Annotated in this window: 9 protein-coding genes and 1 pseudogene; 5 read left to right on the top strand and 5 right to left on the bottom strand. The window is 43.0% G+C overall.

Annotation, left to right across the window (positions count from 1 at the left end; all coding sequences use genetic code 11):
• Both MD535_RS24450 and MD535_RS24445 read right to left on the bottom strand, forming a co-directional pair.
• Nucleotides 1–416 (bottom strand): annotated as a pseudogene (locus tag MD535_RS24450) (efflux RND transporter periplasmic adaptor subunit); the annotation flags it as partial.
• A 237-nt stretch (nt 417–653) separates the two neighbouring features.
• Nucleotides 654–1,568 (bottom strand): DUF808 domain-containing protein, encoded by a 915-nt coding sequence (locus tag MD535_RS24445; protein WP_265677787.1) that lies wholly within the window; start codon nt 1,566–1,568, stop codon nt 654–656.
• Nucleotides 1,569–1,847: 279 nt separating this feature from the next.
• On the opposite strand from MD535_RS24445, the gene MD535_RS24440 reads away from it, so the two are divergent.
• The 5 genes from MD535_RS24440 to MD535_RS24420 all read left to right on the top strand — a co-directional run bounded on the left by MD535_RS24440 (nt 1,848) and on the right by MD535_RS24420 (nt 6,498).
• Nucleotides 1,848–2,765, top strand: a complete 918-nt coding sequence (locus MD535_RS24440) for a siderophore ABC transporter substrate-binding protein (protein ID WP_265677786.1) — start codon at nt 1,848–1,850, stop codon at nt 2,763–2,765.
• Between the two features lie 118 nt (nt 2,766–2,883).
• Nucleotides 2,884–3,843: an ABC transporter permease gene (locus tag MD535_RS24435; protein ID WP_265677784.1), complete on the top strand. Its 960-nt coding sequence runs from the start codon at nt 2,884–2,886 to the stop codon at nt 3,841–3,843.
• Nucleotides 3,836–4,786 carry an iron chelate uptake ABC transporter family permease subunit gene (locus MD535_RS24430; RefSeq protein WP_265677783.1) on the top strand — a complete coding sequence of 317 codons (951 nt, stop codon included), beginning with the start codon at nt 3,836–3,838 and terminating at the stop codon, nt 4,784–4,786. Before MD535_RS24435 ends, MD535_RS24430 begins: the two co-directional genes overlap by 8 nt.
• A gap of 10 nt (nt 4,787–4,796) precedes the next feature.
• Nucleotides 4,797–5,558 carry an iron ABC transporter ATP-binding protein gene (locus MD535_RS24425; RefSeq protein WP_265677782.1) on the top strand — a complete coding sequence of 254 codons (762 nt, stop codon included), beginning with the start codon at nt 4,797–4,799 and terminating at the stop codon, nt 5,556–5,558.
• A 451-nt stretch (nt 5,559–6,009) separates the two neighbouring features.
• The gene (locus tag MD535_RS24420) at nt 6,010–6,498 is read left to right on the top strand and encodes a hypothetical protein (RefSeq protein ID WP_265677781.1); all 489 of its coding nucleotides are present in this window, start codon (nt 6,010–6,012) and stop codon (nt 6,496–6,498) included.
• Between the two features lie 259 nt (nt 6,499–6,757).
• Here the strand turns inward: MD535_RS24420 and MD535_RS24415 are convergent, their stop codons facing one another.
• The 3 genes from MD535_RS24415 to emrD all read right to left on the bottom strand — a co-directional run bounded on the left by MD535_RS24415 (nt 6,758) and on the right by emrD (nt 10,777).
• Nucleotides 6,758–8,665, bottom strand: a complete 1,908-nt coding sequence (locus tag MD535_RS24415) for a bifunctional diguanylate cyclase/phosphodiesterase (RefSeq protein WP_265677780.1) — start codon at nt 8,663–8,665, stop codon at nt 6,758–6,760.
• Between the two features lie 222 nt (nt 8,666–8,887).
• Nucleotides 8,888–9,094, bottom strand: a complete 207-nt coding sequence (locus tag MD535_RS24410) for a hypothetical protein (RefSeq protein ID WP_265677779.1) — start codon at nt 9,092–9,094, stop codon at nt 8,888–8,890.
• A gap of 474 nt (nt 9,095–9,568) precedes the next feature.
• The gene (emrD, locus tag MD535_RS24405) at nt 9,569–10,777 is read right to left on the bottom strand and encodes a multidrug efflux MFS transporter EmrD (protein ID WP_265677777.1); all 1,209 of its coding nucleotides are present in this window, start codon (nt 10,775–10,777) and stop codon (nt 9,569–9,571) included.
• Nucleotides 10,778–11,243 lie beyond the last annotated feature (466 nt).

Raw genomic sequence — 11,243 nt, 5'->3', positions numbered from 1 at the left:
AAGCCATTGGCTTTTAAGGCTTGTTGACGTTTGAGGTTGGCTTTGACCAAATCTAGGCGTGCATTGAGCTCTCTATCTCGAGCTTTAAGTTGATTAGCTTCTGTTTTGAGTAATTCGATATCCAGTGTTAGGAGCGATTGTCCCTTTTCGACGCGATCGCCAACATCAACGTAAATTTCAGATACTTTACCCGCAAGCTCAAACCCTAAATTTGCCTTTTGGGCAGCTTTAATTATTCCAACATACTCGCGTTTGACGTTGTAGTGCTCTGCTTGCTCTAGTTGTAAAGATTCGACCGTTAACTTAGGCTTTATTTCCGCTTGTGAAACGGGCTCAGAATCGCGACATCCGACCAAGGTAGAGGCGAATAAAACAACCCAAACCAAAACAGGGCGGTGTAATCTTGATGATTCCATTCATAATTCCTAACAATAGCGATGCTCTGTACACATTATGCAACAGGTGGGATGGTGTCTAGTTAATGCAGGCTGGTTTTGTGACTGGATGTCGCATATTCAGCTTTTTCTTCGCTGATTTAACTTTTTCTTACCTGATTCAGTTCGTTGGGAGAAGAGCGCGCCGCGATGACATAGCGAACGGTGCTAATAATAATGACCGTTCGTTATGTCCTTAAGCACGGTTTAGGCGAGAGGCTATGAAGATGAAACCGCTGTACGAATTTTAGAGACTATTTCAATCACCGCCACCACGAGTACACCTGCGACCACTCCGACGGCACCATTTAGCAACACAGGAATTGCCGCTTTAGCAAGTGATATATTGGGTAACTCCATGATAATCGGTTCTATTAGGTGGTGTACGGCTGGAACGTTATGCACAACAATCCCGCCTCCCACTAAGAACATGGCGGCAGTGCCAACAATGGTTAGGACTCTCATGAACTTAGGGGCAAAAGCAATTAAGCCTCTACCGAACCAAGACATAAAGCCTTTTCCTTTTCCCTTTTTATCTAAGTAGAAGCCTAAGTCGTCGAGTTTCACAATGCCTGCGACGAGCCCATAAACGCCAATGGTCATTAATACCGCAATCAATGACACCACTAAAATTTGTATTGTCGTGGACTGACCTTGCACCGTTCCTAATGCGATGACAATGATCTCTGCTGATAGGATAAAGTCGGTACGAACTGCCCCTGCTATTTTCTTTTGTTCATATTCTTCAATCGATTCCGTGTCGAGACTAGGGATCTCTTCTGCGTTTTCGTGCTTACCATGAAAGAGCTTTTCGATGATTTTTTCTGCTCCTTCATAGCAAAGAAATAGACCACCTAAAAGCAGAAGGGGATTGATCAACCAAGGCGCGATAAAGCTAATGATGAGCGCAGCAGGAACCAATATGCATTTGTTTTTAAACGAGCCCTTGGCGACGGCCCAGACTACTGGAATTTCCCGTTCCGCCGCGACACCAGAAACCTGATGTGCATTGAGTGCTAAATCATCACCCAGTACGCCAGCGGTCTTTTTGGCGGCGACCTTTGATAATAATGCGACGTCATCAAGTACCGCAGTAATATCGTCAAGAAGAGTGAGAAGACTTAAACCTGCCATAAGCGGCCCTTATATTTATATTGTGTAAATGAATGTAACACCTATTGACGCGTTCTCAAGTATTGGAAGGGATAGTTCTAAATTTAGAACAAATATTGACCATGTTTATCTCATTTAGTGAGGGTTTGTTGGTAAACCCTGACAATGAGCGGCAAAAGGTAAATATGATCAACGACAATAAAAATGCAATTAATCATAAGAATGATATTGATTCCTATTTATATTGAGGTGATAATGAGCTTGTTTAATATAACCACAAGATATATAGGGTATTAGGGAATGAATCAGGTTTTCGGTTTTATCAAGCGTGCAAGCATCACTGTTGCTGCGTGTTCGATGTTTGTTGGTCACGCTTTTGCAGTCACGATTGATCACTACAAAGGGAGTGTAGAATTCAAAGAAACACCAAAACGTGTGGTAGTACTGGGCAATGGTAGCTTGGATGTATTAGACCGCATAGGTGTGCAACCAGTAGGTGCACCGCACGGCCTATTACCGTCTTACCTTACCCAGTATAAGACATCTACAAGTAATACTGGCTCAGTGAGCGAACCTGATTTTGAAACTATTTATACCTTGAAGCCAGACGTTATTATTGCTGAAAACCGTATGTTGAGAATCTACGATGAGTTAAACGAGATCGCACCGACGGTCATGTTCTATGTGGATAATGGGCAGTACTGGCAAGATACGCAGGCAAACTGGCGTATGCTCGGTCAATTATTTGATAAAGAGCAAGAAGTGGAAGCGCTGATCGAAGAGACACAATCGCAGCTTACGACTGCCGCAGATCAAGTCGAGGAAGAGCAACTGAACGCATTGATGCTCATGAATAACGGCAATAACGTCGCCATGTTTAATAAAGGCAGCCGATTTTCGATCATTTTTGACGACTTTAACTTTGCTGAGTCAAACAGCCAAAATGTTGCGCCTGTTGAAGGTTCCCATGGCAACTTAATTTCATTTGAATATATTTCTGACGCGAAGCCAGACGTTATTTTTATTCTAGACCGAGAGCAAGCGATTGGTCGAAGTGTTGGTAAAGCGAAGGAAATGTTCAATAATCCACTCGTTAACTCAACGCCAGCGGCCAAAGCTAAAAAAGTGGTGTTCATTGACCCTAATGCTTGGTATCTCTCTGGTGGTGGTGTGACAGCAACGCAGACGATGATCTCTGATATCACTAGCGCCCTTTAACTTTCAAGCCTTCGACCACTAGGGCGAGTCTATAGACTTGCCCTACCTACGGTAAAATGGCGTTCAAGCCATATTATTTTTGGGGTCTAATCCAATTTTCTGAGTCTAATGTTGTTTCATGGCTATTCATAAGTATCTCTTCGCTCTTGTATTATTAGGCGCTTTAGCAGTGTCGTCACTGCTAATTGGCGCCGCGAATATCTCGCTCGCAGATGTCTTTCGTGGCGACGAACACGCCTATTCCATCTACGTGGTGAGCCGAATTCCGCGTTTAATCGCCATTATGTTAGCAGGTGCAGGGTTAAGTGTTGCCGGTCTTATTATGCAGCAGATTGTGCAAAACAGATTCGCGTCACCATCCACTACGGGTACGATTGATTGTGCGCTATTAGGCTACGTTGTTGGTCTAATCTTCCTTGGTGGAGCCTCTCAATGGGCTCATTTAGGCGTGATCTTTACCTTCTCAGTCGCAGGTACCTTGCTTTTCGTACGATTTTTGCAAAGGCTGCAGTTTAAGAATGCGGTTCTTGTTCCACTGATTGGTATTATGTACGGCAATGTGGTTTCCGCGCTGACGACTTTTATTGCCTATAAATATGACTTGGTCCAAACCATGTCATCTTGGACAGTCGCCAACTTCGCCAGTGTTTTGCAAGGCAGCTACGAAATATTGTACTTAGCCATCCCAGCGTGCTTACTTGCTTATTATTACGCCAGCCAATTTAGTGCAGCAAGTGTGGGTGAAAGTTTTGCAAAAAATATCGGCTTGGATTATCAGAAAATTGTCTTTCTTGGCGTGATTCTTGTGGCTGTGAGCGCTTCTACTGTGGTGATGATCGTCGGAGTTATTCCATTTTTAGGGCTGATTGTACCAAACATCGTGTCACTATTTATGGGTGACAACATGAAGAAGATCTTACCTTGGACCGCATATTGGGGGGTCATACTGGTATTGTCATCTGACATTTTAGGGCGTGTGATTATATTCCCGTATGAAATGCCTATCTCAATGATCATCAGTATTTTTGGTGGTGCCGTGTTTATCTATTTGGTGTTGAGAGACAAAGCCCATGCGTGATTCTTATAAAGTGGCTTTATTGGTGGCGGGTTGTTTAGCCATCATTACATGGTTTATTGGCCAAGGTTTGACGGCTGATAATTATCAGTTCTTCTTATCCCGTCGCGCGCCGAAAATTTTGGCCATTGTTTTGGCTGCCGTCGCGATTTCAGCGTCTTCGTTGGTATTTCAGACTATTACTAATAACCGTATATTGACGCCGTCGATTTTAGGCTTTGATAGCCTTTATCTTATGATTCAAGTGCTTATGGTTGTTATCTTAGGGAGCAGCAGCTTTTGGGTTATCCATACAATGAGTAATTTCTTATTGTCGACGATCATTATGGTTTTCTTTAGTTTGTTGCTGTTTCACTTCTACTTTAAACGTCAAGATAACAATGTCTTCACTTTATTATTGATTGGTATTGTATGCGGAAGTTTATTTAGCAGTGTGACGGGTTTTTTAACGATGCTCGTCGATCCCAATGAATTTGCCACAATTCAAAGCTCGATGTTTGCCAGCTTTAATAATATCAATGCAACATTAGTGTATTGGAGCTTGATTCCATTAGCTTTGTGCTTGGTTCTATTGTGGTACTACGCGCCGAAGCTCGATGTATTGTGGTTAGGTGTCGACAATGCAACCAGTTTGGGCGTGAATACTAAACAGCTTACGCAACGAATCATGATGCTTATCACGGTGATGATAGCGATTTCAACCGCTCTTGTTGGGCCTGTACTGTTTTTTGGACTGATTACCGTGAGCTTAACGCGAGAAATGTTCAATCAATATCAGCATCGTTTTCTGATAATGGCGAGCAGTTTACTGGCGATATTATTGTTGGTGACAGGGCAGTGGTTTGTCGAAAAAGTGTTGGTATTTCAAACCACAATCAGTGTGATCATCAATTTGGTTGGTGGTTCTTACTTCTTGTTTTTGTTGCTAAGAAATAGAATTAATTAAGGGTACGAGAGTGATTAAGTTAACTGGACTGAGTAAAAAGTACGGTAAGACGTTTGTGGTTCAAGACGCAGACGCTCTGTTTCCCAAAGGTGAAGTTACGTCCATTATTGGCCCTAATGGTGCAGGAAAAAGTACCTTGTTATCGATGGCAAGTCGCTTAACACAAAGTGATGCTGGCGAGGTTTTAATTGGCGATAAATTATTGGCAGAATGGGAAACCAAAGAGCTGGCTAAGCACTTAGCGGTGTTACGACAGTCAAACAATATCAATATGCGCTTTACTATCCGAGAGCTGGTTTCATTTGGTCGTTTTCCGCACTCGCAAGGAAGACTTACTCAGGCTGATAATGACATTATTGATCAGGCTTTGGGGCACCTAGGTATTGAAGATATTCAACATCGATATCTCGATCAGCTTAGTGGCGGTCAGCGCCAAATGTCGTTCATTGCGATGGTCGTTGCACAAGATACCGATTATGTTTTTCTTGATGAGCCGCTTAATAATCTCGATATTAAACACTCGGTTGAAATCATGCACACCTTGCGTCGACTTGCCCATGAGTTTGATAAAGCGGTGGTGATTGTGATCCATGACATTAACTTTGCATCTTGTTACTCAGACAACATTGTAGCGATGAAAAAGGGGCAAGTGATTAAATCGGGTACTGTCCATGAAGTGGTTGAGCAAAGCGTCATGGAGTCGTTATATGAAATTCCATTTGATATTAGAGAGGTTGATGGTCGCCGAGTGTGCCTGTACTTTAATAGTTAGTCGTCGATAGTTAGAAAGTAATCGTTCACGATGGCACTGCTAACGAAGTTTAGTTAACTAACGGTTAGTCAAATAGTTAAGCAATAACGACATTTAAACCTATCCAGATCCTGGAGAACCAATTATATCAGTCAATGATAATGTTCTCTCAATACGCAATGCGGCACATAACATTCGGTCCATATATTTATTACCTTGGGTGATTGGATTTTGGCTGTTATCTATATAATTTATATACGATTTTGGTCCTAATGGTGGTGAAGTAGCTTTTGCAAATGCTGTAGTCGAACAAAAACGGGATTTTGAACGAACGGGCGAAAGCTTCGATAAAGAAGAATACCTTTATTACGAAGCTTTAGTTGGAGATGACGGCGAAGGCTCCAAGCTTGAATATATAATTGCCGCCAGTAACTTTAGTACAGATAGGCATCGAACATCGGTCTATGGAACAATGGCCTTTATTTCAGTGCTAACCCTGATATCTTTAGTTTTAACTTTTGGCTTGCTCCGTTTCCCTCGTCTGGCGGAGATCCATTTCGATCGACAACGAGGAATAGTTTACACATGGCGATTTGGAAAAATAGCCGCGTGCAAGTTTGAAAATCTTGGATTTCGCGAAGACAAAATTGGCCTCACTCTCTTTCTTTACGGTGAGAGTAAAAAGCATGAAAGTGGTTATTGGCCAGCATTATTTGGGCTTCAACCTACAGGTAAAGCACATATGAATAGTGAGGACGACAATACTTTTTTAATGGCACAGTTGTTCGCTTTTATAGATGAAGGAAAACAGGCCGTCATTACTGGAGAAAGCTTTCAACGGCCCCAATCAAAAACTTATCTGTATGTAGACAAAAAGCCAAAGAACTTCGATTCCAGACTGGAAGATATTTTGAAAAGAGATGATGCTTTACCAGACATATACACGAAGCATTTGTTCTAGCTATCATCTCGATACCAACTCAGAACACTGCGATTGCTACTTAATCACTTTATTGAGGCCAAAACTGAGCAGTTTTTTGGCCTTAGTTCGTATGTATAAAGACCTTGCTCAAATATGATGAAGTGTTGAGAACGCGTGAGGACATACACCATTAAAGCGGTGCTAAATCGGTAGATTTAGCGGGTGGTTCAACCTCGGTCAGTGCAGGTGGAGGTAATAGCATCGTGCCAATAGCAACACTTTAGGGCTAACGTTTGTTTTAGTGGGCTTGGCGCAGAAGTGTTTCTATATTTTCCGGGTGGGTCGGTTTACTAAACAGGTAGCCCTGCGCAACGTCACATGACATAGGTTTGAGTAGTTGAGCTTGTTCTTGATTCTCCACTCCTTCTGCAACCACGTAGTACCCGAGGTTGTGAGCCATACCTATCATTGACTCCACGAGGTACTGTGATTTTCTATCGACTAATATATCGTCGATAAAGTACTTATCAATTTTTAGTACATCCACATCTAAGTGTTTTAATGAGGCGAAGGACGAATAGCCGGTTCCAAAATCATCAATGGCGAGTTTAATACCCAGTGCTTTTAGGCGTTTAAACACGAGTTGATGAGTTGGTTTAGTTTGAATCACCGTTTCAGTGACTTCTAATTCAAGATCGTTCGGGTCCATTTTTGTTTCGTAGAGAACTCGTTCGATTAATGGAATGAAGTCTGGATCTAAAAAGTGCGCCGCTGAAATATTTACCGCTAGGCGTATTCGAGAGTACCCTGCATTCTTCCACATGACGGCTTGTTTACACGCTGTCGCTAGAACGTACTCAGTGAGCGGCTTAATCATTCCAGTTCGTTCGGCGATTTTAATAAATTCGTCGGGGGAGACTTGGCCAAGCTCTGGGTGATACCAGCGACAAAGTGCTTCGACGGTAATCACGCGCTGAGTATTCAACTCTACTTGCGGTTGATAAACAATGGTGATGTCTTTGTTGTCTATTGCACAACGTAATAACTGCTCGACGTTGAATTGGTATTCAGCTGCTATGGTGAACGCTTTGTCATAGGTAACATATTGATTTTTACCTGCATCTTTAGCTCGATACAACGCGGTATCAGCGGACTTCAATACCGTTGTGACATCTCGGCCGTGCTCCGGATAATGAGCGATGCCAATACTGCACGATTGCACAAATTCTCGACCTGAAATTTCAGTGGTTTGGGAGATCTCATTTAGGCAACGTAGCGCAATTTGTTCGCTGTTTTGTGTCGTCGCTGACTCTTTAACAATAATGCAAAACTCATCTCCTCCTAGACGGGAGATTAAATATGAATCATTGATGATCGGCGTTAATCGTTTGGCAATGTCTTGAAGGTAACGATCACCGACATCATGTCCAAAGCTATCATTAATATTCTTGAAGTTATCTAGGTCAATAAATATGACGCCAAAGCGTTGCTTGTTTTGCTGAGCTTCTTTTACTAGTGTTTCAAGCTTAAGGTAGAAATAGGCTCGGCTTGAAAACCCAGTCAACTCGTCGGTATACGCTAATTCTTTGATACGTTTTTGGTTTTTATCCCGCTCCATCACAATGCTGGCGAGCATCGCAGCGGATTCAAGGCTTTTTGATTCGTCTTTGTTTGGTGTTGCGGGGTAGTCGTAATACATGCCAAATGCCCCAAGTACTTCACCACTGGAGCTTTTAATAGGCTCAGACCAACAACTGCGCATTCCATGGGGGAGGGCAAATTGTTTGATATTTTTCCATCTTGGGTCAGTCTCGATGTTTTCTACGATGACACGTTTACCGGTATAAGTTGAGGTGCCACAAGAGCCGATATCCGGACCTATCTTTAATCCGTTGACGGCTCGGCAGTATTCTTCGGGCATACTCGGTGCACCACCATGAATTAAGGTATCACCGTGGAGCTCTAACATTGAGCAACGTAGCCCAGGATGACGAGACTCATATAATAAACCAATTTTGTTATAGATATCGGCGGCAGGGATACCTTTACCGATCATTTCTAGGATTTGGGTATGTTGTTTATTAAAGTCGCGGCGGTTGTTATGGTTCACTCGTCGATAATTTGCGCGAACACTTCTTGCGAGGTGAGCAGACTGGTTCCAAGTCATTTTGAGCAGCTGTGGAGCGATTATTTTTGATAAATTCATATAAAGTCCACATCGGGCTCTAGGGTATCAGTGCTGCGAATGAGACCCTGATAATGATGGTTGTTAATTATACATATTTGCAGTGCGTGAGAAAGGAGAATCTAGCCAGCAGATTTCGTGGTCGGAGTAGAGGATCATGAATTGTGGGTTGAGCGCGTTTAATAAAGATAATGAACGCGCCCTATGGATATTATGAACAGTTAATATAGTGGGTGTTTATCGCTATCTCGCCTTTAAAAGTGTCATCAATTTACCTTGTTTCCACATTGCTACTCCTGATATTGCCACGACAGGAACAATAATAAATAACACGAGAGTCATAAAGGTTGGGCTAGAGTTCAGTGGCGAGTACAGCGCCGTTCCAATAAGTAACGCACCGATAATATGCACCCATCGTAATATTAGTCTTGTTGTTCGAGCATTCATCATGTCTTCTCCTTTTCGTTGTATGTAGCCACAATACAATGTGGCTTGTTATTCATTTAAAGATTGCGACGAACGGTTTGGTTTAATCGTGAACGGTGAAATAAAGGGATAAAGAGATAAAGAGGAAAGATACAGAGGATGATGAGAATGGCTATCACGAGAAGCAATATAAATGTTTCTCTTTTATGTGTTGTTTTTGATGCAGCTTGATGTTGGATAGGTAGTGGATTGGAAGGCTCCAGCCGCATGAATGCGTATCTGCGACGAGTGTTGTTAGAATATGGATGATAACCGACGAAGCCAAGAGACGTTAGCTCGTCGTATCGCTTACTATCGCGAGAGAACACGCAATAGTAAGCGTGCTAGGGCGCTTAGATTTCTCGATAGCGCAACGTTGAATGTGAGCGCGCTATAGGACTCTACTCCGCAATATTTGGGCATATAAAGCTGAGTAGAGTCCGCAGTAATTAAGTCGGATTAAACCATTACTGTATCACTAGCATTATTTGGACCATTATCTCGTTTCGCGATATGCAGGCCCCACATAGCGAGTAATGCCATGACCAGCATGATGATACCGAGGGGTAATTGGCTGGTTGCAGGTATAATTGACGCCCCTAATGTAGTAAGACCTGCTCCTAGATTTTGCATGCCCCCTAGTACCGCACCACCTGTTCCAGCGTGATTTGGGAATGGCGTGAGTGCTCCTGTTGTTGCAGCTGGAAAGAGAACACCCGCCCCGAGAAAGTAAAGAGTCGAGCCAATAGTGAGTGTCCAAGCATCCGTCGAACCTTGCATACCCGGAATTAACACCACGATCGAGCCAATCATAATAGCAATCAATCCGAACTTAAACGCAGAACGGTTGCCGTAGCGTTTTGCGATGACCGATGAGAATCCCGCACCTAGCAAATAGCCAGGAATAGGTAACACAAACAAAATGCTTACGGTTAAGGCAGACAGCTTGAGCACGCCCGCAAATAACACTCCCGCAGCTGCTTCAAATACGGCGACACCAGCAAAGGTTGCTACTAAGCAGATCACATAGCCTTGGAATCGTTTATCAGACAGAACAACGCGATAGTTTTCCATTGCTGAGCTTTTTGTTCTTCGTTCGGCTGGCAATGTTTCCGTAAGTTTTGATGACATAATGATCACCACAGCAACGGCAAATAGGGTTAAAAACAGATAGCTTGATCGCCAGCCCATTGTTTCAGTCAACACGCCACCTAGTACCGGCGCTAATAGAGGTGAAAATATCACGCACATGCTAATAATGCTGTTTGCTCTGTGCAATTCTTCACCAGAAAAGCAGTCACGAGAAAGCGTTCTAGACATTGCGCCGCCACTGCCAATTCCGGCACCTTGAATAAAGCTACCGAGCAAAAATAATTCAAATGAGTGTGCGAATAGGCTGGTGAGAGCACCAATTAAATAGATCGCGAGTCCTGCAATAATAATAGGCTTGCGGCCGAGTTTGTCGGACAAAGGGCCATAAATAAACTGAGACAGTCCATAAGGAATAAGGTAGCACGCCATCACCGCTTGAAGCATCGCTGGATTGACACGAAACTCTTGCGCCATTTGTCCAATCGACGGCACATACATGGTTTGAGTCATCTGCCCTACAGCGGTAAGGAGGGCGATAAGAAAGGTCAGTTTAGCTAATGGATATTTGGGTGCCATTTCTTTTGGTTCTCGTTGTCATAGCGTGAAGTTAATTTGGTGATAGAAAGCCATGAGGGCTTTGAGGCGCAGATAGTAGAGTTTCGACGTTGTTCTAGCAATAAAAAAGTGTGATATTAATCACGATAAATATTTTACTTATGCATTAGTAAAAGTAATGGAAGTGAGTCAATGGAAATCGCAGTTTAATGCCACGTAGTTGGGTTGTTGGTCATGAGAGAAAGTAACAGAAAGGAATAGAAGTGGCTTCGTGGGCGGTAAGGTAACCGACTCATCAGAGAATCAGGGGGTCATGCCTTTTGTTTCACATTTGACCCCGGTAGGTTCTACATTATTGAGCGTTAGATTTAGGGGCAGACTAAGACGAACAACTATAATGCGTTACGCCACCCACATCGAACAGACTCAATGGTCTTAGCCGATAATATTTGTCTTCAATCTCTTGTGACTGATCGCCATAAGGATT

The organism is Vibrio qingdaonensis (assembly GCF_026191675.1).
Taxonomy (GTDB): Bacteria; Pseudomonadota; Gammaproteobacteria; order Enterobacterales; family Vibrionaceae; genus Vibrio; species Vibrio qingdaonensis.
The sequence above is the reverse complement of the archived record's forward strand: the minus strand, read 5'-3'. Positions and strand labels throughout refer to the sequence as shown.

Bases quoted from the DNA above. Each gene is read 5' to 3' on its own strand.
- MD535_RS24445 (WP_265677787.1), bottom strand. From the start codon at position 1,568: ATGGCAGGTTTAAGTCTTCTCACTCTTCTTGACGATATTACTGCGGTA.
- MD535_RS24440 (WP_265677786.1), top strand. From the start codon at position 1,848: ATGAATCAGGTTTTCGGTTTTATCAAGCGTGCAAGCATCACTGTTGCT.
- MD535_RS24435 (WP_265677784.1), top strand. From the start codon at position 2,884: ATGGCTATTCATAAGTATCTCTTCGCTCTTGTATTATTAGGCGCTTTA.
- MD535_RS24430 (WP_265677783.1), top strand. From the start codon at position 3,836: ATGCGTGATTCTTATAAAGTGGCTTTATTGGTGGCGGGTTGTTTAGCC.
- MD535_RS24420 (WP_265677781.1), top strand. From the start codon at position 6,010: ATGGCCTTTATTTCAGTGCTAACCCTGATATCTTTAGTTTTAACTTTT.
- MD535_RS24415 (WP_265677780.1), bottom strand. From the start codon at position 8,665: ATGAATTTATCAAAAATAATCGCTCCACAGCTGCTCAAAATGACTTGG.
- MD535_RS24410 (WP_265677779.1), bottom strand. From the start codon at position 9,094: ATGATGAATGCTCGAACAACAAGACTAATATTACGATGGGTGCATATT.
- emrD (WP_265677777.1), bottom strand. From the start codon at position 10,777: ATGGCACCCAAATATCCATTAGCTAAACTGACCTTTCTTATCGCCCTC.